The organism is Algoriphagus yeomjeoni, assembly GCF_003259505.1.
GTDB classification, from domain to species: Bacteria; Bacteroidota; Bacteroidia; order Cytophagales; family Cyclobacteriaceae; genus Algoriphagus; species Algoriphagus yeomjeoni.
The window spans coordinates 380,878-407,514 of sequence record NZ_QLLK01000005.1 but is presented as its reverse complement, the minus strand read 5'-3'; the positions used below and the strand labels follow the sequence as shown (position 1 = coordinate 407,514).

The 26,637-nt window shown below is 38.8% G+C and carries 22 protein-coding genes; 8 read left to right on the top strand and 14 right to left on the bottom strand.

Annotated features, from left to right (window positions below):
* Positions 1–28: 28 nt before the first annotated feature.
* From LV83_RS11130 to LV83_RS11100, 7 genes are all read right to left on the bottom strand, one after another.
* Entirely contained in the window at positions 29–727 is a 699-nt protein-coding gene (locus LV83_RS11130; RefSeq protein WP_111611600.1) for a hypothetical protein, read from the bottom strand.
* Positions 727–4,194 (bottom strand): S8 family serine peptidase, encoded by a 3,468-nt coding sequence (locus LV83_RS11125; RefSeq protein ID WP_111611599.1) that lies wholly within the window; start codon positions 4,192–4,194, stop codon positions 727–729. Before LV83_RS11125 ends, LV83_RS11130 begins: the two co-directional genes overlap by 1 nt.
* 87 nt (positions 4,195–4,281) lie before the next feature.
* Entirely contained in the window at positions 4,282–5,130 is an 849-nt protein-coding gene (locus LV83_RS11120) for a hypothetical protein (protein ID WP_146613707.1), read from the bottom strand.
* 14 nt (positions 5,131–5,144) lie between these two features.
* Entirely contained in the window at positions 5,145–6,575 is a 1,431-nt protein-coding gene (locus tag LV83_RS11115) for a RagB/SusD family nutrient uptake outer membrane protein (RefSeq protein WP_111611597.1), read from the bottom strand.
* A 12-nt stretch (positions 6,576–6,587) separates the two neighbouring features.
* Positions 6,588–9,566: a SusC/RagA family TonB-linked outer membrane protein gene (locus tag LV83_RS11110; protein WP_111611596.1), complete on the bottom strand. Its 2,979-nt coding sequence runs from the start codon at positions 9,564–9,566 to the stop codon at positions 6,588–6,590.
* A 482-nt stretch (positions 9,567–10,048) separates the two neighbouring features.
* Positions 10,049–11,971 (bottom strand): OmpA family protein, encoded by a 1,923-nt coding sequence (locus tag LV83_RS11105; protein WP_111611595.1) that lies wholly within the window; start codon positions 11,969–11,971, stop codon positions 10,049–10,051.
* Positions 11,972–11,975: 4 nt separating this feature from the next.
* Entirely contained in the window at positions 11,976–12,602 is a 627-nt protein-coding gene (locus LV83_RS11100) for a 7-carboxy-7-deazaguanine synthase QueE (RefSeq protein ID WP_111611594.1), read from the bottom strand.
* A gap of 228 nt (positions 12,603–12,830) precedes the next feature.
* Here LV83_RS11100 and leuS point away from each other — a divergent pair, with 228 nt between their 5' ends.
* The 5 genes from leuS to LV83_RS11075 all read left to right on the top strand — a co-directional run bounded on the left by leuS (position 12,831) and on the right by LV83_RS11075 (position 20,144).
* Positions 12,831–15,605, top strand: coding sequence for a leucine--tRNA ligase (gene leuS / locus LV83_RS11095; protein WP_111611593.1), 2,775 nt, complete (start codon positions 12,831–12,833; stop codon positions 15,603–15,605).
* Positions 15,606–15,699: 94 nt separating this feature from the next.
* Positions 15,700–16,734 carry a glycosyltransferase family 4 protein gene (locus LV83_RS11090; protein ID WP_111611592.1) on the top strand — a complete coding sequence of 345 codons (1,035 nt, stop codon included), beginning with the start codon at positions 15,700–15,702 and terminating at the stop codon, positions 16,732–16,734.
* 754 nt (positions 16,735–17,488) lie between these two features.
* Positions 17,489–18,652, top strand: coding sequence for a dipeptidase (locus LV83_RS11085; protein WP_111611591.1), 1,164 nt, complete (start codon positions 17,489–17,491; stop codon positions 18,650–18,652).
* Entirely contained in the window at positions 18,653–19,378 is a 726-nt protein-coding gene (locus LV83_RS11080; protein WP_111611590.1) for a VIT1/CCC1 transporter family protein, read from the top strand.
* Positions 19,379–19,382: 4 nt separating this feature from the next.
* A complete protein-coding gene (locus LV83_RS11075; protein WP_111611589.1) occupies positions 19,383–20,144 on the top strand; it encodes a DUF5995 family protein in 762 nt (253 codons plus the stop codon).
* 19 nt (positions 20,145–20,163) lie between these two features.
* On the opposite strand, the gene LV83_RS11070 is transcribed toward LV83_RS11075, so the two are convergent.
* The 3 genes from LV83_RS11070 to LV83_RS11060 form a co-directional block, all read right to left on the bottom strand.
* On the bottom strand, positions 20,164–20,580 hold the full coding sequence (locus tag LV83_RS11070; RefSeq protein ID WP_111611588.1) for a PIN domain-containing protein: 417 nt from the start codon (positions 20,578–20,580) through the stop codon (positions 20,164–20,166).
* Entirely contained in the window at positions 20,577–20,831 is a 255-nt protein-coding gene (locus LV83_RS11065) for a DUF6364 family protein (protein WP_111611587.1), read from the bottom strand. Before LV83_RS11065 ends, LV83_RS11070 begins: the two co-directional genes overlap by 4 nt.
* Positions 20,832–20,913: 82 nt before the next feature.
* Positions 20,914–22,035 carry a DUF4407 domain-containing protein gene (locus tag LV83_RS11060; protein WP_111611586.1) on the bottom strand — a complete coding sequence of 374 codons (1,122 nt, stop codon included), beginning with the start codon at positions 22,033–22,035 and terminating at the stop codon, positions 20,914–20,916.
* A 295-nt stretch (positions 22,036–22,330) separates the two neighbouring features.
* On the opposite strand from LV83_RS11060, the gene LV83_RS11055 reads away from it, so the two are divergent.
* Positions 22,331–22,978: a GDSL-type esterase/lipase family protein gene (locus LV83_RS11055; RefSeq protein WP_111611585.1), complete on the top strand. Its 648-nt coding sequence runs from the start codon at positions 22,331–22,333 to the stop codon at positions 22,976–22,978.
* A gap of 9 nt (positions 22,979–22,987) precedes the next feature.
* On the opposite strand, the gene LV83_RS11050 is transcribed toward LV83_RS11055, so the two are convergent.
* Positions 22,988–23,572: an outer membrane beta-barrel protein gene (locus LV83_RS11050; protein WP_111611584.1), complete on the bottom strand. Its 585-nt coding sequence runs from the start codon at positions 23,570–23,572 to the stop codon at positions 22,988–22,990.
* A gap of 184 nt (positions 23,573–23,756) precedes the next feature.
* Here LV83_RS11050 and msrA point away from each other — a divergent pair, with 184 nt between their 5' ends.
* Both msrA and LV83_RS11040 read left to right on the top strand, forming a co-directional pair.
* A complete protein-coding gene (gene msrA / locus LV83_RS11045; protein WP_111611625.1) occupies positions 23,757–24,857 on the top strand; it encodes a peptide-methionine (S)-S-oxide reductase MsrA in 1,101 nt (366 codons plus the stop codon).
* A gap of 132 nt (positions 24,858–24,989) precedes the next feature.
* A complete protein-coding gene (locus LV83_RS11040; protein WP_111611583.1) occupies positions 24,990–25,397 on the top strand; it encodes a hypothetical protein in 408 nt (135 codons plus the stop codon).
* Here LV83_RS11040 and LV83_RS11035 read toward each other — a convergent pair whose 3' ends face one another.
* The 3 genes from LV83_RS11035 to LV83_RS11025 all read right to left on the bottom strand — a co-directional run bounded on the left by LV83_RS11035 (position 25,398) and on the right by LV83_RS11025 (position 26,637).
* A complete protein-coding gene (locus tag LV83_RS11035) occupies positions 25,398–25,826 on the bottom strand; it encodes a Dabb family protein (protein WP_111611582.1) in 429 nt (142 codons plus the stop codon).
* A gap of 326 nt (positions 25,827–26,152) precedes the next feature.
* Positions 26,153–26,347, bottom strand: coding sequence for a cold-shock protein (locus LV83_RS11030; RefSeq protein WP_086501652.1), 195 nt, complete (start codon positions 26,345–26,347; stop codon positions 26,153–26,155).
* Positions 26,348–26,352: 5 nt separating this feature from the next.
* The gene (locus tag LV83_RS11025; protein WP_245947036.1) at positions 26,353–26,637 is read right to left on the bottom strand and encodes a cold-shock protein; all 285 of its coding nucleotides are present in this window, start codon (positions 26,635–26,637) and stop codon (positions 26,353–26,355) included.

The window sequence follows — 26,637 nt, the reverse complement described above, 5'->3', positions numbered from 1 at the left end:
GATGTCGGGCTTAAGCATTCAAAATAGATTATAATTCGTTAAGTTTTTGAAAGAAAATCGTCAAGTGATCCTCTCTCCCAAGATTAAGGTCATTTTTTTTCACGATTTCCTTCCCAATATCCTGATCCTTTTCACGCAGCGCTTTGAGAATATTTCTAGTGTTATTCCGAACACTCTGGACGTTTTCGTCAGAATCTATCAAGTAAAAGCTCTCCTCAAACACGAACATTCTACCAGCCGTCACAGCATAACTATTTTTCGGAGGTGTTACCAAATCAGAATAAAATCTCCTGATCAACGTATAATTTTTTCCCTCTGCAATTACATTCACTAAATCATTTGGCCCCAGATTTGGAACAATTTCAAACCCTTTTTTAACCAACAAACTGGTTAACATTCCTTCGTTATTATTGATCAACTGAAGTGAGGGTCTAGTCAAAATTGCATATTCCACAAAATCCTTATTCAGATAAATTTTATTACCAGCTTCATTGATTACTTCTAACTCATTGTCATGAATATTAAATTTATATGAAACTTTCTCTTTTAGTCCAGCATTGGTAAACCCTATATCAGCTGTTGACCAATCATCGAAAAGGTAAGGAGAACCATCGATTTCAGTGTATGAATTTAACCGGGCAGGAGCTCCATTCATATTTATATTAGAAATTTGTGCTACTGCAAGATTGGAACAAAATAGACTTGCAATCAGTAGGATATTTTTCATTAGTTTTTAATTACTTTTTTATTAAGTGTCAAATTATTTGTATTAATCTTCAGGATATACAACCCTGATGGACCGGTCATTAAAAGTTCAAAATTCAATTCATCATCAGATTTGTTTGCACTTTGGGAAACGTATATTCTACCTGATAAGTCTATAAGCTGTACTGCAACATTACCTCTATAGTTATTGGAAATGGTCACATTCAACTTGTCTGTTGTTGGAATAGGACCAACAAACACGCCAAACCGGCTTAATTCTGACTCATTATCCGGTATTGCAGAAATAACAGTTGGTTCAGAGATCCGATTACAAGCGTCATCGAAGATTGCAACTTGATAACGTCCATCACTCGTAGCTTCAAAGGATCTATTGGTAGCACCTTCTAATTTCACATCATTGAGATACCACTGATAGGAAGATCCTGATTGTTGGGATGTGAGAACATTCCCGTTTACGACAATGTTTGGCTTGAGTAAGTCATTTTCGACTACCGTTACCAATTGATCAAATTCCGTAGATCCAGAAGCATTCGTAATAGTCAACGTAATCAGATAATCTCCTGGCTGGTCAAAAACGAATATAGGATCAACTTCAGTAGAAGTACCTACTCCTCCAAAATCCCATAAATATTCAGAAATTGATCCTTCACTTAGGTTCTCAAACTCAGATGCGGCTCCTACACAAGTAAAACTACTAACAAAATTAGCGAACAAAACTTCATCACAATTTTGAGCTAGCCATCCTGCAGAATTTGTAAGAGAAGCGTTGCTGCCAAGATTGATTATCGCAGAACCTTCTAGGTCAACATTGGAGATATTAAGATTTTCAAAGCAATATTTCTTATACTCGTCATGGATTAATGTCCCCCTATCTGAGGAAGTTAGTTCAGCATTGGAAGTAGAGGTTGCGTCAACTGTTATCGTGTTTAACACTGCGATTTCTCCTGACTGGTTCAAATCCAACTGAGAACCAGCACCAAGTGTCAAACCCTCCACTTGTATAGAAGGGGCAGTTTGAATCATTTTACCATTTAAAATTTCTAGATTTCTGAAACCATCTGAAGAAACATTCAATTCACCAGAACCTATAATAAGTTTAGAAAAATCTCCTGAGGAATTATTTTCAAATAGGCCACTTTCCCCACTAAATTCTATATCAATTCCCTCTTTAACAGTTGAGTTATTAGAAATAGACAAAACAGTTTTGAATTCAATCTCCTGGAAAACTCCCGAAATTTCCGATGAGGAAGTAAGCGAAAGAGAGTTTAAACTCAATCGTGGAATCGCAATTTTAAGATTTGCATTAGAAACTGAAACTTCATCCAGATTTTCCGCTTGCAATAACTGCCAATTCCCAGATTGGAAATTTAATTCTACATTTTCAAACATTGTTTTACCTAACTCAACCAGCTGGTCATTTATTGTTGGATTAATAAAAACAATTCGACCATTTTTAATTTCGGTAAGTTGATTACTAACTCTAAACCCATTAGAAACTGCAATATCATTTCCACTCAAATTCATCGAGACTGATTGGCTGCCAAATAGATTTATGCTAAAGGCATTAGCATCTGCGGGAAAATTGACTACTAAAGAATTTGCAGCAGCCCCTTCAAAAACAACCCTAGTTCCTAAAGAAGGGATCTTATCAGCAGCTGAACCATTGGAAGTTGTTGACCAGTTAGATGGATTATTCCAATTTCCACCGGAATTCCCTATCCAATACAATGTCTCTGCAGCTCCATCAGCAGTTCCTGCCTTCATAACATAGGAGAAATCCTGTACCCCGTTTATCAATTCATCCTTATGAGTTACACTTACTTTATAGCGCTGAGGCTTTGGATTAGGAATGTAAATCTGCTCGACGTTATCTCTAAAATTGTCCTTATCCGTTTCTGCGATAGCTGAAAGCCTAACAGCCGGATTGAGTGTATAAGGAAAGTAGGTTTTACCCTCTTCATCTATGATTCTTAAATCCAAATCATTTACCAGCATCAAGTTTTGAGGATTAACAGACGGCGAAGCTGGATTCCCAGCAGGATCAGTCCAAGCAATTGTGATTCGGATAGGTTGAACTCCATCCGATACAAATTCATTTTCGAAAATAGCTCCCTGTTCAAGACTTTCCTCCCGAATCACATCGGAGCTTCCGTTTTCATTTAAAATAATTTCCGCTGCTCCTTTGGTATTTAACAAGCCCCATCCATATACGTAATCTGGACCGGGATTATTCCCTGCTTCTTTGGTGGTATTTATCATGAGCGCTTTCAAAGTCGATGCCCACATATATCTACCTGCATTTCGCTGCGCAAACAGTTGTTGGAGTAACAAGAGCGATCCAGTAACATTTGGTGATGCCATCGAAGTACCACTGAGTGAAGCATATGAATCCGTTGTGCCTCCATTTGCAATAGCAGTGCTGAATACACTGACACCCATCCCCACCACATCTGGTTTTATTCTACCGTCATCTACTGGCCCAACGCTGGAAAAACTACTTATCGCAACATCCTGAGGACCTGTATATTCATTAATATTACTGACTGCTCCTACTGTTATTACATTTTTAGCAACCCCTTCCGGTCCAATTGTGTCATCAGGGCCATCAGGATCTCTTGTCCCATCACCAGAATCAGATCTATCATTACCTGCCGCCCAAACAATCGTATAATAAGGCTTAGCAAAAGCCAATTCATCAATACCTCTACTTTTAGAGGAATAAAAACCAAATCGATAGTCCTCATCAGGATCGACTGATGCATTTCCTGACCAAACCCAAGCATTACTGGCATTTCGAAACCAACCCACAACTATTCCATAGGAGTGATTAGAAACTAAATGTCCGTTCGTTTTGGTGATGGGATCATATGCATTTAAATTCATCTTGGAAAGATCACTTTCCCAGTTAAAAGCCCAACCAGTGCTTTCATTTGCCATGCCTTTAGCATTTGCATTAATCCCAGCTGCCATAATTGTACCCGCTACATGCGTTGCATGGTTACTAATCGTCTCTGTAGAACCGTCAATCTGAGTTAGTCGATCTTGGAATTCAATATGATCAGCCTTTGGTCGTGTCTGATCATATATCCCAACAGTCATTCCTTTACCTGAAAGATTCACTGCCAGACTCCCACCTTGCTGAAGAGCGTTGGTAGAAGTAGTGATTGCAGCCCTAGTGTTAAACGTAGTGTAATAAACGGGTGCATTGCTTTCGTCAAAATAATTAAGCTCCGCTACTTGACCATCTTGTAGTTTGAGCAGATAGGGAATACCTAATTGACTAGCTTTTTGTTTTAAAGCTTCTTTATTAAGAAAGAAAGAAGGAAAATTTAAATTGAAATCCCTAGATATAACATTCCGTTCCTCCAAAAGAGAGGGAGTATTGACAACCTGTTGGGCTTTGACAAAGGCAATGCTTAAACCCAATAGCAAAACTACAAATATTGATCTCATCAATCTTTTATCCATAAACCAGTTTGTCAACGTTTTAGAACTAAATAAAGTTTAAAAAAAAGGGGGCTAAATAGCCCCCTTTATTATGAGTCAAAAGAGATTCTAGACTTTGGTAAGCACTACAGTACCACCATCTCCCCATGTATTTGACCAAATTATGGTAATCGTACCGTCGTCATTTACAACACCCGAGATGGTGAAAGGATCACCAAACCTATCTGCATTAGATGCAGCACCTGTTAGGACATCGCAGTTATCACGGATAGATCCAGTTGGTTTTGAGTCACCATAGAGACCAGGATACATTCCAAAAGACATATCGTCCATGTTATATAAACCAGTACCTGCAACTGCGAATGACATGGTATTATCAGAAGCAATTACGAAATCCGTAGCTGTTTGATCTGCACCTCCAGAACCATCACCAAGCTGGAGTTCCTCCCAAAAAACAGAGTATGTTCCAGCCAAATCTGATGGACAGATTACTCGAATAGCTACTTTCAACGAACCATAGTTAGAGGAAACTTCTGCACCAGTAGCACTTGTGATATTCAACAACAAATCAGGAGTCTCTGATGGGTCAATATTCCCTGTTAACACTGTAATTGGTAAGGTAGAAACGAATTCACCAGAACCAATTGTAATAGATTTAGAATCCAATCTATAATGAACACCTTCAACAGCTGTCGAAGTAGGATCTGCCTCAATATTCACAGTAATTGCTCCAGTACCTGATGTAGAAACTCTGTTGATTTGAACATTCAACATATCAGTTTGCGTAGGATTCAATCTTACGAAAGACTGAGTCAATCCATTTGGAAGATTTGCAGCGTTGAATTCTACTTGATTTCCGTTGTAGAAGGTATCAACACCTTGATCATCAAAACAAGCAGTGGTCGTCAGCGTAGCGACGAGCATTGCTAGAAATATATATATTTTATTGCTTTTCATTATTTTTTCCGGTTTTAGTTATAACCTGGGTTATCTACCAACAGCTCATTTAATTGTATCTGATCCTGTGGAAGAGGAGCAAGAAGTCTGTAATCCGTATAAGGAACAGGCTGATTGTTACCATGCTTAGTGATTGTAAGACCATTTCTTTTTAGATCGAACCATCTATGACCTTCTACTGCAAATTCAAGTCGTCTTTCAGTCATAATCTGATTGAACAATGCATCACCAGACAATCCACCGTCTACAGGAGACAACCCTCTGTTTGTTCTAAGTGCGTTCAAATCTGATCTTGATCCAGCGGCATCACTAGTTCTAAATCTAGCCTCAGCTCTGATTAGATAAAGTTCTGCAGCTCTAATGATCGGAAGGTTTTCAAGAAAATCACCTTTTGTACCTAACCACTTATTGGATCTGTAAACTGTACCTGTAGCACCAGAACGAGTGGTTTCCGTCCAAGTATCTCTTCGTACGTCTCCAGTTTCGTAGGTTGCAAGCAATTCATTTGATGCAGTTACAATAAACTGTGCACTACTGAAAACATTGGCAGTAAGCGTACACATGGAGTTATTGACACCATCAACTGTTGACCAATCTACAGATCTTATTTCAACCTCAAATAAAGATTCAGGGTTAGGATAAGTAGAGAAGCTTGATACATAATTCGCAGGTGTAGCAAGGCCAGTTCCATCATTTCCAAGACCAAAAGTAGCCATTGATTGAGTTGCCATTGCAGCAGCTTCAGAAAACTTGGAATCATACAAATAAACTCGTGCAAGAAGTGCTTCCGCTGCTCCTTTAGTCACTCTGTAAATTCCTGCTGTTCCTTTTGCAGCTGATGGCAGTAAACCAATTGCAGTAGTCAAGTCAGACTCAATCTGATCATATACTTGTCTGTTTGTAGATCTAGCTCTAAAGTCTGCATCAGAAAATCCTAATGTAGGTTCAGTTCTGATAATCACAGAATTATTCCAACCATCTACTTCTTTTCCTGGCTCATAGCCATAAACTTTAGCTAGATCGAAATAATATAACGCTCTCAAGAAAAGGGCTTCACCTTTAATTCTATTCTTTCTGGTAGCATCACCTTCCACTTCATCAATACCTGCAAGGATAATATTTGTTTCATTAATTGAACCGTAATTACCCCAAAGTCCCATATGGGCTCTGTCTGCATTCACTTCTTGGCCAATATATCGTCCTGTATTTGCTATAATTCTTAAATTATCAGCCATTATTTCAGGAGCAATCATCAATGTTTGTCCATAAGTACCAAATGCTCTAGCTCCACCGTAAGTAGCTGCCAGTAAAGACTCATAACCATCCACGTCTGCAAGTGCAGACTCTGGTGTTAAACTTTGTCTTGGTTCGGTTTCCAATAAGTCTGAACAAGATGCCAGAGATATTACAGAACCAAGCGCAATGATTTTTATATAATTTTTCATTCCTATTTCTAATTAGAAGTTAAGATTGATACCTGCAGAAATCTGACGTGCATTTGGATATGCTCCGTACGTACTTCCGATAGAGTTAGCCTCTGGATCAATTCCATTATACTTGGTAAATGTCGCCAAATTCAGCCCTTGAACGAATAGGGAAGCGCTTGCCATACCTATTTTACTCGCAGTGGCTGCACCCAAAGTATAGTTTAATGTAACTTGCTTCAATCTGATATATCCTCCATCACTTATCAATCGAGTAGAGAATGTGTTGATATTTGAAGTGCCTGGTTCTTGACCACCTTCGAAAGGTCTTCCTACTGTAGTGATATCGCCTGGCTGCGTCCAATAATCTAACTGATCAACTGTCAAATTACCAGTTCCAGATCCCCAGTTTGCAAGATTATATAAATCCGAATTGGTGGCTAAGTTACCGAACTGATACTGGAAGAAAACTTCCAGTGATACTGGACCATAAGTAAACGTGTTTGAAAGACCACCATAGCTAGAAGGCAAAGTACTTCCTTTGTAATCCAAGGTATTTTGACCTGTTACATAAGTGAAGTTGCCAGTTCCTGTTCCATCATCGTACATCGCTCTACCATTTGCCGGGTTGACGCCTAGATATTCATTTGTGTAAAAGAAATCTATTGGTTTTCCAACGATCAAACTATTACCAATACGATCCAAACCATCATATAGAGATATTAATTCGTTCTCTAGGAAAGTGATGTTAAAACCAGTGCTCCATTGGAATTTTCCAGCTACAACGTTCACGGTTTGCACATCAAGATCTATACCTTGATTTCTCACTTCTCCTGAGTTTCTAGTAATTGATCCGAAACCTGAATCAGTAGGAAGTGGGGTATTAAATAGCAGTGCTTGTGAATTCTTTCTCCAAAATTCAATAGTTGTAATAATTCGACCATTAAATAAAGTTGCATCTAAACCAAGGTTAATTGATTCTGCCTCTTCCCAAGTCAACAAGTCATTACCCAACTGAGTTAATGTCAAACCACCTTGACCTAAATACTGTCCTGATGAACCTACTAGAGATCTTGAAGCAAAATTGGCAATGTCAGAGTTACCTGTTACACCATAGGAAGCTCTAACTCTCAAGTTATCCAACCAAGTAACATCCTGAAGGAATGCTTCAGATGAAAGTCTCCATCCAGCAGAAACTGCGTAGAAAGTACCCCATCTGTTTTGCTCACCAAATCTAGAGTGACCATCTCGTCTCAAAGTAAAGTCTGCAGTGTATCGGTCATCGTAATCATATTTTGCTTGACCAAAGAAACCAGCTCTTTTGTATTCAGTAAATGAACTACCAACTGAGAATGGAGTAGCAGCGTTGTTCAAATAAATCAATGTAGGATTAGGGAATCCTCTACCTGTTGCAGTTTGCAAATCTGATTGTGAACCTTTGTACTCAAAACCCAAGATACCCGATACTGTATGCACATCATTGAATTTCTTATTGAAATTAAAGTTGTGGTTGGTATTTAAGTTTGTATTTCTTCTAGCTGTGAAAACAGAAGCACCTCCGTAAGATGAGAATACTGGAATCGTAGATGGTCTGTTATTGATATCAGCGTTATCAGAGAAATCAAGACCGAAGTAAGAAGTCCAGCTCAACCAAGGTGCAAACTGATAATTCAATTGCAGGTTAGATACTGTCTGTACTGTTTTTCCACTTCTTAATTCTTGAAATACACCTTGCACAATATTGTATCCAAACAAGTGATTGGAAGGGTATGGAGCAAAAGTTCCGTCTTCATTATAAATCGGAACATTTGGACGAGCTGAGAAACCAGCTACGAAAGGACCGTTTACAAAGTTACCTCTATCGATTGAACCATTTGTATTTTGGAACGCTAATGAAAGATTAGCTGATACGGTTAGATTTTTAGTAGGTCTATGAGTTACATTAAGTCTTCCTGTAGCTCTATCGTAATCAGACATTTGAATTTGACCTTCCTGCTTGGTATATGACCCAGAAAGGAAGAATGTAGTTTTCTCATCACCGCCTGAAACAGAAATATCATAAACACTCAATCTGCCTTCTCTGTAAAGCGCATCTAGCCAATCATAGCTTTGAAGATTTGGGTCTTCAGGGTTACCATAAGTAGCATCTGATCCTGAAGTAGCCAAACCACGGTTTTGATAAGCTACTCTTTTGATTCCAGCCAACTGAGAAGCATCCATCACATCATAAAGATTCAATGGCTGAACAATTCCTTCTTGAACTGAAATTTTTACTTGCGACTTTCCTTTTTTACCTCTTTTAGTATTGATCAATACAACACCATTTGCAGCTTGAGCTCCATAAATCGCAGCAGCCGCAGCATCTTTCAAAACTTCGATTGACTCGATGTCATTAGGGTTGATTGATGCAAGTGCATTCTGGGAACCTTGACCAGAAAGCCCGCCATTGTTTACCTGAACTCCATCCACGATGTAAAGTGGATCGTTTCCTGCGTTGATAGAACCAACGCCTCGAATTCTAACATTCAAAGTACCACCTGGCTGACCTGAGGTAGAAGTTACTTGAACCCCAGCAACTCGACCTTGCATAGCGCGGTCAAAAGATTGAACTGGAAGATTCTCGAAGATTTCACCTTTAACAGATGAAATAGCCCCTGTAATCTCTCTTTTTGACTGATCCCCATAAGATGTTACAACTACTTCGCTCAAACTTTGAAAGTCAGGTTGCAAAGTAACATCGATTACAGATTTTTGACCAATGTTGATTTCTTGAGTGGTTGTTCCAATGAAACTAATCACCAAAACTGTTCCACCATCGGGGATGTTTAACGAATACTTGCCATCAAGATCTGTGGCAGTACCAACAGTAGTACCTTTAACGAGGACAGTGGCACCTGGAATTGGTTGACCATCTTCTGCAGAAGTTACTATTCCGGTTACTCTACGCCCCTGTGCAAATGCCACAGCACCTACCAGGAATAGCGAAAGCCCTAGGAGTAAAATTTTCTTCATAAGTAATATGATTTGGTTTATATTATACCCAATGATATTCTTATTGAAGCAATATCGCAAAACAGCAGGTTACTTATTTAAGCTGTAGCCAGTGTGATGAATTTAATATAAATCTATATTTCAGCTTTTTTACAAAATTTAAATTGGATTAATAGCAAAAAACAGCCAATTACTGCATTTATGTTTTGTTATTCGAACGTTAACAAAAGTTAATTTTTTGTAAAAAATATTTAACAATGAGACTATTCACTTTCGCTATGCGGAAAAAAATTTAAATTTCAAAATTCAGCTGTTCTGCAGAATATTAGTGATTCTTATGATTAAAATCATTGCTATTATTGCCAATAACAGCATTTTAATAAAATTTAAATTTGAATTGACAGAAAAAATAAGCATTAAAATAAGAGTATTAGTTTTAGGATTTATTAACTAGTTGGCTTTTGAGGAATATTTAGTAACAGAATAATAACATTTATCCCTTTCTATAATACCTTAATTGTTATTCTTCGATTTAAAGCTTTGTTTTCAGGACTGTCATTTTTGACCATCGGCTCCTTATCTCCCTTGCCTTCTACCAGCACCCTACCTTGATGAAAACCTTGTTCAATCAAGTATTTTTGAACACTTTCTGCACGTTGCAAACTAAGAGTCTGATTGTAATTTGCACTTCCTACATTATCCGTATGCCCTATTATCAAGATATTGACATTTGGATTTTCCGATAAAAATTTAACAAGTCTTTTGAGAGATGATATTGACTCAGGTTTTAAGCTATATTCATCAAATTCAAAAAATACATTTTCAAAGACGAACTCTTCTCCAGCTGCTACCGGCACAAGCTCTACTTTCAAATCCTTGACATTTTTAATATTGTCACGTTCCACATTAAAAATTTTGGGCAAATATCCTTTCTTTTCAACATATAATCCCGAGATAGCTTTATCTGGATAAATCATGGTAAATGCACCAGTCTTACCATCTGCATTGAATCGATATAGCGTACTATCATTGATCAGAGAAACAAGCGATAGCGTAGCATCGATAGGTTCGCCCGTATTCGAATTAAAAACTTTTCCTTCAGTTACGGTGAGGTTTTCACCTAAGGAAATCTCGTCTGGGAATTTGAACCTATATAATAACGAACGGTCGTGTTCTTTTTCCGAGGTTGTCAATTCTGTGAAATAGGCATAATCTTTCTGGGCAGTAATAAATAAAGCAACTTGATCTAATTGATCGTTTATTGGCCATCCCAAATTTTCTGGCTTTGTAAACTCTCCATCAACAACTTTTGAAAGTTGGATATCCATGCCCCCAAAACCAGGATGACCATTAGATGCAAAAAAAAGAATCTCATTATTAAAAAACATGAAAGGTGAAATTTCATCTTTCGGTGTATTTACAACATCCCCCAGATTCTTTGCCTCAGACCAAGTAGCATCATTTTGCATGATACTATACCAAATATCATTTCCTCCATATCCCCCTTTTCGGTTGGAGGAAAAGAAAAGAACTCTTCCATCAGCAGAAAGCGAGGGCTGTGAATCCCATGATCTTGAATTCACATTTTTACCCATATTTCTAGGCCTTTGCCACATCCCATTTACCTTATATGCTATATACAAATCGCAGCTTCCTTCTGAATCTGGAGCATCACATGAAGTATAAATAAGGATATTCCCATCAGCAGTCACCGAGCAGGTCCCTTCGTTATAAATGGAGTTAATTGTTTGGGCAATGCTTTGGGGCTTGGACCAATTTCCTTCTGGGGAAACAAAGGACATGAAAATATCCTCTTTGTCATTATTACCCGTTCCATCCCGTTTGGTAAATAAAATCTGTTCACCATCTGCAGTCAAAACCGGGAAATACTGAAGTTGAAATTGATTCAAAGGCTCAGGAAGCTTTTCTTTTTCGATGGGTTGAAAATTCCCCAATTGCGTAGCCAAAAACTCCATTTGGTTTTTCATTTCCAGATAATAACTTGATTTCCGGAATGAAGCATCAAAAAGGGGCTCAGTTGCCTGAAATTCATCAAAAGCTTTTTGAAACTCACCTTGCTTTAAATACAGATTACTAAAAACCCACCCTATGTCTGCTCGATTTTGTTTAGTTGCATTCTTTCCACCGAGTCGTGACTTACCTGCACTGGCTGTTTTCTCAGCTTCATCAAGTTTCCCCTGAGTAATTTGAAGCTGGGCTAATTTCACATAGGCCTCTAAAAAAGACCCTTCTCTGTCAATTGCATCTTTATATTTTGCTATGGCAGCATCATATTGTCGGGATAGTGTCAGCTCTTCAGCTTCCTGATACATCCTTATTGCTCTGCCATCTATGATGGAGTAACTTTGCGCTTTCGCGAAAGAAATGGTCAAAAAAAGAAGAATACCGACTAGAATTGGGCGCATGGACTTAAGGAATGTCCATAAATTTATGAGTTTGAAGTGAAATTTTCCATTTTGGGCGTTTTTTTACAAAATCTATAATTTCCGGAGTAAACTTTTCAGCCTTACTCCATTCAGGTTGGAGCCGCAGTTCGCACGTGCTTTTCACCAGAGATGCATGATCTTCAGCAAAGTCAAAATCACTTTGATGAAATACCACTACTTTCAGTTCATCTGCCTCCTTGTATATAGAAGGATGTGGCTTCTTAAATTTCTTAGGCGAAAAACAAACCCAGTCAAAATCACCTGAAAAAGGATGTGCTCCGGAAGTCTCAATATTAGTAGTAAATCCCTTTTCCTTCAAAAGTGCTGTCAGAGGTCCCAAATCATACATTAGAGGTTCACCTCCTGTTATGACTACCAGTCTCCCCGGGTAAGCCAAGGCATCCTCCACAATCTTTTCTATCGAAAGAACCGGCCACTTACCAGAATTCCAAGACTCTTTGACGTCACACCAGACACATCCTACATCACAGCCTCCAAGCCGGATAAAATAAGCTGGATACCCGGTAAATCTACCTTCGCCTTGTATGGTATAAAATGCTTCCATTAAAGGAAGCTGAACTCCTTTGCCTACTGCTTCTACTATATTCATCTGAATTTTTGATAAAGCGGGCAATTGAACCGCTGGGTGAATTATGCCGCAAAGGTAAGGATATGATTGGAAAATTCGAAGTTTGGAAAATTAGCGGATTTTGCTCAATTCTATCTTTTGATCAATATAAGCTCTTTACTTAGGATCAATTATCAAATTGAATTCAAAAGCCCATCAATTTTTCTATTTTTGCAGGCGTTCAGCTAAAAAACAAGAAAAAAATCAATCATGGCGGAGTACACTTTTAAGGAGATCGAGAAAAAATGGCAAGCATACTGGGAAAAGAACCAAACTTTCCAGGCCAATGTAAATCCTGACAAACCAAAGTTTTATTCTCTAGACATGTTCCCCTATCCATCTGGAGCGGGACTTCATGTCGGTCATCCGCTGGGCTACATCGCATCTGATATTGTTTCTAGATTCAAAAAGCTAAAAGGATTCAACGTCCTTCACCCGATGGGTTATGACAGTTTTGGTCTGCCCGCTGAGCAATATGCCATCCAAACTGGTCAACATCCTGCGATCACTACCGAGCAAAACATCGCCAGATATACAGAGCAACTTAAAAATATCGGCTTTGCATTCGACTGGAGTAAAGAAGTGCGAACTTCAAATCCTGATTACTACAAATGGACGCAGTGGATCTTCATGCAGCTTTTCAATAGCTACTACGATCTAGATGTGGACAAAGCACTTTCGATTGATTCATTGATCGAGCGATTTGAAAAAGAAGGAAATGCAACCGTAAAGGCTGCCTGTGATGAGGATACGGAAAAGTTCAGTGCAGCAGATTGGAACGCATTCTCTGAAAAGGTAAAACAAGAAACACTCCTTAAATATAGACTGACTTTTCTAGCCGAAACCACAGTAAACTGGTGTGCGGCATTAGGCACTGTACTTTCCAACGACGAAGTGAAAGAAGGCTTCTCCGAGCGTGGCGGACACCCTGTGGAGCGAAAGAAAATGATGCAGTGGTCGATGAGAATCACAGCTTATGCGGATCGCTTGTTGAAAGGCTTGGACAAACTAGACTGGTCAGAACCTATCAAAGAAATGCAACGCAATTGGATCGGGAAATCCATCGGAGCTGACGTGGTATTCCAAGTAAAAGATTCTGAAGAGACGATCAAAGTCTTCACTACGCGTGTGGACACTATTTATGGTGTTACTTATTTGGCTTTGGCCCCAGAATCCGAGCTGGCCGCCGCACTGATTACAGAGGATCAGCGTGAAAAGGCAGAAGCGTACATCGAAGTAGCAAAAAACCGCTCAGAGCGAGAACGCATGAGCGATGTCAAAACGATCTCTGGAGCATTTACCGGATCTTATGCGATCAATCCATTCAACGGAGAAGAAATCCAGGTCTGGGTAGCTGACTACGTCTTGGCTGGATACGGTACGGGCGCAGTAATGGCCGTTCCAGCGCATGATGAGAGAGATTACAACTTTGCGAAGCACTTCAACCTGGAGATCAGACAAGTGATCGAAGGCTCTATGGAAGAAGGCTCATTCCCCGGCAAAGGCGGATTAATTATTAATTCAGGCTTCATTTCAAACCTTTACATGAAAGATGCGATGGCAAAAGCCATTGAATTCTTGGAAGAAAAAGGAATAGGAAAAGGAAAAATCCAATACAGAATGCGTGATGCGATTTTTACACGTCAGCGCTATTGGGGCGAGCCACTTCCTGTTTATTTCAAAGAAGGGCTTCCATACTTAGTAGAAGAAAAAGACCTGCCTTTGGTTTTACCTGAGGTAGACAAATACTTACCAACAGAAGACGGAGAGCCTCCACTTGCTCGCGCAAAAGACTGGAACTATAAAACTCCAGAAGGAGAATTCCCACTGGAAAGAAGTACAATGCCCGGCTGGGCAGGATCGAGCTGGTATTTCTTCAGATATACCGATCCTAAGAACGAAACTGAGTTTGCCGACAAAGCAAAAACTGATTACTGGGGCTCTGTAGACCTTTACATTGGTGGTTCCGAGCATGCGACAGGACACCTGCTTTATTCCAGATTTTGGACCAAGTTCCTGTACGATCTTGGAGTAGTGGGTGTGGATGAGCCATTCCAAAAAATGATCAACCAAGGGATGATCCAAGGCAGATCTAATTTTGTGTATAGAGTAAAAGGTACCAACCAATTTGTCAGCTATGGCTTGAAAGATCAGCACGATACGTTTGCCATGCATGTAGATGTCAATATCGTATACAATGACCAGTTAAATCTGGATAAATTCAAAGCCTGGAGACCAGATTTGGCTGAGGCAGAATTCATCTTGGAAGACGGCAAATACATCTGCGGATCTGAGGTGGAGAAGATGTCCAAATCGAAATACAACGTGGTAAATCCGGATGACATCATTGAGCGATACGGTGCAGATACGCTGAGATTATACGAGATGTTCTTAGGGCCTTTGGAGCAATTCAAACCTTGGAATACAAATGGAATTGACGGAGTGTATAAGTTTTTAAGAAAGCTGTGGAATCTATATCAAAACAGCTCTGGGGAATTCCAAGTTTCTGACGCTGAACCAAGCAAAGAAGAATACAAAGCTCTTCACAAAGCCATCAAAAAGATGGAAGAAGACATGGCCAATTTCTCCTTCAATACTTCCGTATCCAGTTTTATGATTTGCGTGAATGAGCTTACTGCCCTGAAGTCCAACAAACGAGGAATTTTGGAGCCACTTGCGATTTTGGTTTCTCCATATGCACCACATATCGCGGAGGAGCTTTGGAGTTTTCTTGGGCATGAAGGATCTATCACTGATGCTACTTTCCCTCTTTTTGAAGAAAGGCATCTGGTTGAAAGTGCGTTCGAATATCCAGTGATGATTAATGGAAAAATGAGAGCTAAGATCAACTTGGACCTTTCACTTTCCAAAGAAGATATAGAAAAAGCAGCGTTGGCGGATGAAACCGTTCAGAAATGGTTGGAGGGAAAGGCACCGAAGAAAATGATCGTGGTGCCTGGCAAGATTGTCAACGTAGTAATTTAGGATTCCTATATTTAAAAGTAAGGAGCAAGGAAAGATTGGATTTCTTTGCTCCTTTCTTGTTTTAAGGGCTATTTTGATTTCCCAATTCATAATAATGATCATCTACACTTTCCCCATAAGAACCGCTTTTATCGACAGAGATGTAGATATGATCAGCCCTGAATTAGATATAAAGCCGCTAGAGTTCACTCAAAGTCCAGCAGCACTCCCCTTCTACTTTATTCTGCAGTTTTTCCAGTTGCTTTGGTTTTTACCAAAAACGACTCAATACCTCTGCTTCTTTGGCGGTTACCACAGCGTTTTGCCGGTTTGGTTTGGAAAGGTATTCGGGAAAAAATGCAGCATTCAAGCTGGTGGCACTGATTGCATCAATATGCCAGAAATTGGCTATGGAAACTTCCGAAAGAAATGGCTTCGAAAAGCAACCGTCTACAGTTTCAAAAATTGTAGCCTAATCTTACCGGTGGCTCAAGCCTTAGTTAAACAAAACTATCGTTACGATCCTACTATTTCTCCCAAGCAAGGGTTGTTAAATCTGATTCCAGATCTTACTACGCCAATTCAAGTCATCCCTAATGGTTTTGACACCGAATTTTGGCGAAACCTAAATACGGATCGACAACCACTTTCTTTTATGTCAGTTGCAACAGGAACATCAAATCCTGCAAGGGCCAAAGTCAAAGGCTACGATTTGCTAGAACAATTGGCAGCTCATCATCGCGAATTCACTTTTACCATAGTTGGCGATCCCAATTACTATTCACCAAATCCAAATGTGAAAGTCCTCGGAAAGCAAACGCCAACTCAACTACTCACCCTGTATAATTCCCATCGCTTTTATCTCCAACTTTCTACTTCGGAGGGGTTCCCAAATGCACTTGGAGAAGCTATGGCTACAGGTTGCATTCCCATAGGATCTGCAGTAGGTGCTATTCCAGAAATTATCGGAGACAAACGGCTAGTACTAAAAACAAAAAACTATGAGGATTTAGATTTACTCGTGGAAGAACTCCAAGACTCTGACGTATGGAGTATCAGCCACACGGTTCAAGAAAGAATTCAAACTAGCTTCCCATTTAACAAGCGGAAGAACACCCTTTTACGAATACTTGAACCAGCTAATAGTTAAATTTAATAGATTAAGTTCTTACTCTATATTGAAAAATTAATATAAGTATATAGGAAATATATTATATGTTTTGGTAATCAGTCCATAACTTTTGTTTCAGAAAATCTCAAATTGAAAACGATTCATTTTTTTCAATACTTCATCCCGTACCGTTAATAATATGTGAAAATTCATAATTTTTTAAAATTATACTTTTCAAATTATAACTTAAACAAGTCAAAGCATACTGAAATCACTTCAGTAGATTAAATCTCAAAAATACCCTTTTCAAAATTTTCACTAGGGCTTTTTCATTTATGCCAAATTTTCAATTCAAAACAATCAATTCGGGTTTCTTCACTAAAAGAAACCATTTTTTCGGATCTCAACAGAAAATTGATCTAAATCAAAGATTTTTTAAACCCACTTTTCAAATCTTAACAAAATCTTAAAATATATAGACATAAAAAAAGGGGGCTTTTTAGAAAAAGCCCCCAGGAGTGGGTCTATTGTCAATCATCTAAAACCAAATATACTTTTGTAATCCTTGCTGTGTATTTGTTTTTTTGATCTTTATACTTTGATAAACATAAGGAAAATGTTTTAAAGCGCCCAAAAACAAATAATTATTTTTTCTCGATTCCTCGAATATTTAAATCAAGCAGCACCACTTAACATATGATCCGAACAATAGAATCACACCTATCTCTGTGAAAAGTGAGATTTTTAGAGCAAAGCCTATTTTTAAGTATCTTCAAGAGCACATCTATTCGCTATGAAAAAATTAATTATCTCAATTGGGATTTTAGCCCTTATCTATTTTGCTGCCACTATTATAGTACCACCCTACATTGAATCCCAAAGAAATCCAGTTAAGATATCCCCACCCTATTCTGTTTCTGCAGATGCGCAAGCTTTGTACGATAGATTGGACTTTATATCCGATTTACATTGCGACGCCTTACTTTGGGGTAGAGATCTGACCAAAAGAGGAACTCGAGGTCACGTGGATTTCCCGAGAATGCGAGAGGCTAACGTCGCTTTGGAAATGTTCACCATTGTATCAAAATCTCCTGCTGGCCAAAATATGCAGAGTAATAGTGCTGAGGCATTTGACAACATCACTCCACTAACAATTGCTAAAGGAGAATCTCCAGCAAACTGGTTCAGCCTGATTAACCGGACTCTTTCACAATCCCAAAACTTGGCAGACTTTATTGAAGAAGAAGAAGGGAAAGCAATTTTAGTAAAGAATAAATCTGATCTGCAAAAGCTGATAGAAGCACGTAAAACCGATCCTTCAATAATCGGCGGAATGCTCGGAATAGAAGGAGCTCATGCATTAGAGGGTGATTTAGAAAATCTGGATCGCGTATATCAGGCTGGCGTAAGAATGATTGGTCTCACTCATTTTTTCGACAATGAGCTCGGAGGTTCAGCACATGGTCAAAGTCAAGCAGGCTTGACTGATTTTGGAAAAGAGGTGGTGAGAAAAATGAATGAGCTAGGGATATTCGTAGATTTGGCTCATTGCTCGCCTACAATTGTCGATGATGTGCTAGCTATGACTACCAAGCCTGTGATTGTTTCCCACACCGGAGTCCGAGCAGTGCTGGATTCCCAGAGAAACTTAAGTGATTATCAAATTGAAAAAATCGCTGAGAATAGAGGCATTATCGGGATTGCATTTTTTGACGAGGCAATAGGTGTACCCGAACTGCCAAATATCATTGCTTCTATCAAACACATCCGGGATCTAGTCGGAATAGAACACGTGGCTTTAGGGTCTGATTATGATGGTTCTGTGGCCGTCCCTTTTGATATTACAGGATTTCCACTTTTGGTAGAAGGCATGCTAAAAGCAGGATTTTCAGAGCAAGAAATCAAAGCTGTAATGGGCGAAAATGTAAAAAGGTTTTTCTTACAAAATTTAAACTAGATGAACGAAGCACACCTACACCAGGAAAGCAGATATTTTCAGAAACTCCAAGAATACCTACGTGAATTTGTCTACGGAGGAATAGATGGAGCTGTGACAACCTTTGCGGTGGTTGCCGGAGGATTTGGTGCAGATCTGGATGCTGGAATCATAATAATTCTTGGCTTTGCAAATTTGCTCGCTGATGGTTTTTCCATGTCTGTAGGAGCATATCTATCTGCGAAAAGCGATAAAGAAAACTACCAGAAGCACGAATCAATTGAATACTGGGAAATAGAAAACCTTCCTGAAGTAGAGCGCGAGGAAATCCGTGACATTTACAAAGCGAAAGGTTTCAAAGGGGATTTATTGGAGAAGGTCGTAGATCAAATCACATCAAACAAAGATATCTGGGTAGCCGAAATGATGAAAGATGAGCTCAACCTCATGGAAGAAACCAAGAGTCCATTTAAAATCGGAGTTGCTACTTTCGTTTCATTTCTGATCGTAGGGTTCATTCCACTGCTTGTTTACTTATGGACTTTTTTTCACCCCTCACCTATCAATATTTTCTTTTGGACTAGTGTTCTTACTGGTTTAGCATTCTTATTTATCGGAGCATTAAAATCTCTCGTAAACCAAACATCTGCATTTAAAAGCATAGCCGAGACAGTTGGATTAGGCTTATTGGCAGCGATAGTTGCGTATTATGTAGGTGATATTTTAGAGAACTTTTTAATTAAGTAATAACATGGACACCATAGATGAAGTACTGGTTCGAATGGATCAAATCGTAGATGAATGTAAAAACACACATTCCCGAATGGGGTATTTTGCTATCCTTTACCGACAAGTTACGCGTCGTATTCGTGAGGGAATACTAGCTGGAGAATTCGAAGACAATCCTAGAATGGAGAAGCTGGACGTTCTTTTTGCAGGACGATTTATCGAGGCTTACGATCTGTGGAAACTAGGTCAAAAGCCTACTGAAAGTTGGTCTCTAGCATTTGAAGCTAGCACACATAGCAAACATCTAGTTTTACAGCATTTGTTTCTAGGCATCAATGCTCATATCAATTTAGACTTGGGGATTTCTGCAGCAGAAACAATGGGCACCGAGCCAATCGCTGGAATCCAAAACGACTTTAATAAAATCAATGCTGTTCTAGCAGAATTAGTAGACGGAGTCAAATCAAATATCAGTAAAGTGTCTCCGATTTTTGGATGGTTGATCCCGCTAGCCAAAGGCCGAGATGAAATGCTTCTCAATTTCTCCATCCAACTTGCCAGAGACGGGGCGTGGAAATACGCAGGAGAATATTACGATGCTATCGACCGCCCGGCTTTAGTTCTGGACAGAGATGGGAATATCTCCAAGCTTGCCAATAAGCTAATCAACCCGGGCAAGTTCTTATCGTTCATTGTGAAACTGATTGGTTTTGCAGAATGGAAATCAGTGAGCCGGACCATGGATCAATTGGATATGGTGGTGAAAAAGGCCCAGAAGATTTAAATGAAGTAGTTACTGAAATTCAAAAAATGTACTCCTCCAAAAACTTCTCACACCCTAATACTGGGACTTTAGAATAATAAAATCCGGCTGAATCTTCAGTAACAATTACATCACAACCCACTGCTAAAGCTGAGTAATACTCTATCCCTTCTTCAAAATCCTGAACTTGAGGATTTGCCAAAGTTAAATTCACAGTATCCTGATCTACAGGTGTCATTAAGATTTTCTTTGACAACATTTCTATCTTCAACTTTGCCATTTCAGCGCCACTTTTCTTTTCAGAAAAATAAAATGAAATGGCTAGACAAATAGGTGAAGTGCAAAGTTGTATTCCTTTTCGATCCGCCAAACTCAATACTCTTGAAGAAATGGGAAACAGTGGGCACTCCTTATTCAGGACAGATATGATAACATTAGCATCAAGAAAGATTTTCATTTCTTGGAAGAAAAGAACTCGTCTTTCTGGTCCTTGCGATTTTGTACTCTTTTATATTCCACACGTCCCTCAGCCACAAAATCTACCCAATCTGATACTGGTAAATCTTCAAGAGACTTGTAGTTTTTGGAGGTAATCTGATTATAAAGATATTCTGTCAACCTGGAAAGGCTGATGTTATTTTCTTCTGCAAATGACTTTGCACGATCGATTACATCTTTATCAAAAGACAGTGTGACTTTAACATCCATACCTCAGAAAAATAAATTTACGTAAAGATACTATTTTTTATACGTACAACTTATTGTTCCAACAATTTACTATGACAAAACATCAAGACTTAACTCGCCATTCTTGCTCGATATCAGTAATTTCCGATTCAGTCTGAGCTTTGTTTTTTCGATTCGTTTTCTCCTTGTTAAGATCAGTAGCATAGAAATGCGTATCCTGAAAATAGCCAACTCTAGCTTCAGATTCCCCCTTGGCAAAGGTCCACTTCTCACCTTTGAACAATCTCACCTTATCCTCATGTAACTCCAAATACTCATCGTATGGCCCACGTGGAGAAATTAACTTAACGAAAATAGGTGCAGTCTCAATGGCTATAAAAAGCAACATGATAAAGGTATTTGCCAAGGCCATCGCCGCGCTCTCTTCCGTCAAAGCATCCAATGCTTCCATTCTTGCAGCCAAGCCATCAAATCCTTCTATTCCTGGCTGCTGCTTCTCAAACTCCAGCTGTCGCAAAGCTACAAACTCACGAATCAGAGCTTCCAGCGTATCAATTCGTACTTGATTCCTAAGTCTTAGTTCATTTAGAGTGACTTGTGCGGCATCCAACTGTTGCTCTTTCTTTTTAGCATTTGTCCCCAAACCCACAATTCCGCTCGTACTGGTAGTTTTTTCTCCAAACCTCTCAGCATCATATTCATCCTGAAGCTGATCTCTATAGACTTCAAAACCCGTAACCTCCGCTTTTAGCGTATCTATTTTTGCTTCAAGTTCTTGGATTTCGGGGAATCCTTTAGCTAGATTCAATTTGGACTCGGCAATAAATTCAGTTCGCTTCTCATCAATCTTTCGGTCAATTTCCCGCTCAAACATTTTTAATTCCAAAGGCTTTGATATCACCAAGGCTAACAAAATTGCCAGGAATAGTCTAGGAATAGCAAGTTTCCATTCCGACCAACCACTTTCCTTTTTTCTCATACTGGAAACGATAAATCGATCCAGATTGAAAATCATCAACCCCCAAAGCAAGCCAAAAAAGATAGCGGGCCAAATAGATTGAAAAACGGTAAACAAGGCATATCCTGCTGCCAATGCGGCGAGGATTCCCGTGAAGAATACGGTAGCTCCAATTCCTATATATTTATTTGACTCGGTTGGAGACCTCTTAAGTATAGAGAAATTAGCTCCACTACAAAACCAGAAAAAACGAGTAATTCTATTCATAAACGGTAAATGGTTGACCTGAATACACAACGCTAAAACTCTTCCAAAAAGGTGTGTATTAAATTTTCGGATATAAAATGTGACGAATTCAGATAAAAAAGCACATTCCGATCAAATAAGGCATATTTAAAGTGATAAAAATGTTATTTTCTGAATTGAGGTCATTCTTCATTTTTGTACGCACTGTTCGAAAATGCTCGCCATCTGAACGGTTTTGTTCAGCTTCCTTTGGGAAATGAAATAATTTCAAGTAATCTAAACGAAAATTGTAACTGTGCTTACCTATATTTAAAATATGAAGAAATTACTCCCTGCACTCGCTCTATTATTAGTTATACAATTCTCATTTGCTCAAGAACTCCCATTTCAAGAGGAAGTAAATAACCGCGCAAAAGAAATCGATGAGGCTGGATGGGTAAAAGGTAGCGCCGTTTTCACTGGTAGTTCAAGCGTGAGAATGTGGAAAAATCTTCAGCAGCAATTCCCGGATGTGGCAATAATCAACTCTGCTTTTGGTGGTTCTACTGCTGATCAGCTCTTGATGCATTTGGACAAAACCGTTTTGCGTTTTGAACCCTCCAAAGTTTTCATCTATGAAGGCGATAATGATATCAATGCTGGACAAGAAATTTCAGATATCATGAAAAACCTAGATGAATTGGTAACCAAAATTCACGCAAAGTATCCTAATACCACGGTGAATCTGATAGCTGCAAAACCAAGTCCTTCCCGATGGGATAAAAAAGTATCTTATCTCGCTTTAAACGATTTGATACGTCAATATGCAACTACTCATGATAAAGTTAATATAGTGAATGTGTGGGACATCATGATAGATGACACAGGTAAACCAAAAGCAGATATTTTCATAGAGGACAACCTACATATGAATGAAAAAGGCTATGCGCTTTGGAAGGAGGTTTTCACTCCTTTTATGAAATAAGTCAAAAGGTTAAAACTGAAAGGACAATCCAAGTAAAACTTGCTCAGACCTAAAGTCATCCTTTCTTTTGATCACCTGATCCAAATTTAATTTTTGATCATTCATAACGCGCTCATACCGCAAGTCCAATCCTACCGGCCCAAGGTTAAGCCCCAAGCCAAATTGATATCCAAATAAAATATCTTTGCCCGCAGGTGTTTCAAAAAAATCATCATAATTATCATCCAAGATGTAATGGAAAGATGGGCCTCCAACCAAACTAACTATTTTGAAAAGATGCATTCCAACGATCACCGGCGCATCTAACCGATTGGCTTTGATTTCACCTAACCCGTTATCAAATTTAGTATGGGAATAAACCAATTCAGGCCTCAAGAAAATGTCGTAAGATGCCAACTTGTAAAAAGCGCCTATTTGATAACCTGTAGAACTGCTAGGTTCCTTCCAAATTGAGCCCGCATCTTTAAAATATTTGCCAGATGTATTGTAACTCACTCCTCCCTTCAGCCCAAACCCTGAACCTTTATGTTGTGCATTTGCTTGTAGAACTATAGCAAAAAAGAAAATAAAGCTGAGTAGGAAGATGTTTTTCATATGATTCTAGCTGGATTGAATTGTGCCAAAATGTATTTCAAAGGACAAACCGAGTAGAGTTACATCTCGTATTTGAAAGTATAAGAATCTTAAAATAAGTAAAGTCTCCAAACAGATTTACCTAAATTGAGTTTCCTGTTAAATGATTTCTATATCATCCAAAACAAAAAAAGAACCAAAAAACATGTTTACATCAAATAAACTACAAACACCACTGCTATCTCTAATTGTGGCGCTGATGTTTGCCTGTGGAAACACATCAGTTCAAAATCAAGAATCCTCTGCTGATTCAGCAAAACTTGAGGAGTATAAAGGCGAAACAGAAGTTGCTACTTTTGCTGGGGGTTGCTTCTGGTGCGTTGAAGCTCCCTTTGAAGGAATAGATGGCGTGATCACAGTAATTTCAGGCTATGCAGGAGGTAAAGAGAAAAACCCAACTTACGGTGAAGTTTCTAGCGGAAAAACTTCTCACAGAGAATCTGTACAGATCACCTTTGACCCGGAAGTAATCAGTTATTCTGAATTAGTTGATATTTTCTGGCAAACATTCGATCCTACTGATGTTGGTGGATCATTTTACGACAGGGGTTCTCAATATGAATCAGCAATTTTCTTTCATGATGCTGAGCAGAAAAAGGTTGCTGAAGAATCTAAGAAATTGCTAGATAAGTCCGGTAAATTTGAAAAGCCAATCGCTACTCCGGTGATCAAATACACAAATTTCTACCCAGCAGAAGATTATCACCAAGATTATTACAAGAAAAATCCTCAAGACTACTATTCATACAGAAGTGGTTCTGGACGTGATAAATTCATCAAAGAACATTGGCCAGAACTTAGTGAAAAAGAATATAAAGCTCCACCAAAATCCGAGTTGAAAAAAACCTTGACTGATTTACAATATGAGGTTACGCAAGAAGATGCCACTGAAATGTCTTTTCAGAATGAATATAACGGAAATAAAAAAGATGGAATTTACGTGGACATCATCTCTGGAGCGCCACTTTTTAGCTCAAAAGATAAATACGAATCGGGATCAGGTTGGCCAAGCTTCACTAAACCAATAGACGCTAGAGCATTAGAAAAGCCAACAGACGATGCGCTCGGCATGCTGAGAGTAGAAGTAAGAAGCAAATTTGGAGATAGTCATCTAGGTCATGTATTCTATGATGGTCCAGAACCTACGAGTTTAAGGTATTGCATGAATTCAGCTGCAATGAAGTTTATTCCAAAAGAAGAAATGGAGGCTAAAGGTTACGGTGAATATCTTTGGTTAGTCGATTAAAAACACAATTGAAAAGGCTGCTTTCGAGTAGCCTTTTTTTATTTTATAACTATAGGTAAATGATTTTTTTTACTAAGTTTTTCACTTAAAACTCATCCCGATATATATCTTTAAGCCAAACTTGTTCTTGTTATGAAAAAATTCGCTTGGATTGCTGGCCTTGTTATAATCGGAGTTTTGGCCGGGATTTTTTGGTATAAATTCTACTTCGTATTTGGAGAAGGAGTAAAAGCAGGGAGTTTGAATTACTTCGTAAAAAAAGGAGTAGTTTTTAAAACCTATGAAGGCAGAGTAGTACAGGAAGGCTTTCAGAGCCCAACTGCCGGCGGATTGCAAAGCAATGAGTTTCGGTTCAGTGTAGTAGATGAAGACATCGCAGTGCAGCTAGAAAGGGCTTCAGGAAAGTTTGTGGAGCTTCGCTATAAAGAATATAACGGGATGCTTCCTTGGAGAGGTACAAGCAACTTTGTGGTTACTGAAGTACTCACTATAAATAATGCGGGCAAAACTGACGGATCAGCTTTGCCCTTTGATCAATAATTAAGGACGAGTCCAATAATCGACTACTGTCACTTTATCTAAATGCGGACCTAAGATTGCTCCGAAAGCCTGGTGAGCAGGATGCGGCAAATATGCGTCTCTCGCTTCTTCAGAATGAAAAGTCAACGTGAATGCATGTGTCAATCCTTGATTCAAACCTTCTGGACTAGAATTTACTCCCCACTCAAAATCTTCGATTCCGTCAATTTCATTTTGGAGATTTCTGAAAGCATCCACCACAGATTTAATATCCTCTGGAGTTGAAGTTTCTTTAAAGCTAAAATAAACATTGTGTCTTAGTACGGAATCAGGTTTTGCAGGCATAACTTCTTCTTGGATTTCTTTAATTTCTGTTTCGACTTGTTTCTCCTCTTTTTCAGCGCAGGAAAGTGCGAGGACCAAAGGGAGAAAATAGAGTAATTTTTTCATAGGTTATAGATTTTTGACCAATCTAAGGAGATTCACCAAAATATTCTAAATCATGGCCAGAATGTAAATCACCTTTTTGAAATAGAATGGCAATCATAATATAGAACTATCTCAAAAATAGGGTATTATGCCCCGTTAAATCATGACACAATTCTTTTATCAAAGTACATTAATACTAACACGCAGGAGACATCCCATTTCCTTACCCACTATAAGCCCATTCAACCACGATGGTTTTGAAATATTTACCAAAGAAAATGCCTGCAAATCATAGATCTGCAGGCATCAAACTTTGTATTTCTTAATTGGGCAAAGCCCGACTGGAATTACTTAGCTACTTTCACGTTCACAGCGTTAACGCCTTTTTTACCTTGAACTACGTCATAAGTAACGTGATCGTTCTCACGGATTTCGTGTACTAGACCTGAGTGGTGTACGAATACATCTTCACTGTTGTCTGCTGGTGTAATAAAACCAAAACCTTTGGTTGTGTTAAAGAATTTTACTGTTCCTTCATTCATGATTACTAACTTTTTAAATTGGTGTTTCTATTAAATTTTTGTGTTTGTGTTGTATTCTGTGGCCTAGGAGGATTTTGCGACCTAGGTGCATTTTCTTTTTTCGGTGGTTCTGGTTCTGGCGGCGTGTCTGAGATGTTACCAAACTCATCCACGTACGCAATCATATCGTCCAGATCTCCGCTTTTCGGCTGATCTTTACGAGCAGCCATCTTCTCTTGCTTTTCTCTCTTTTTTCTTTTTTTAAGTTCTGCTTTTTGCTTTTTAATGAATGTGTTCTGGTTTTTTGACAT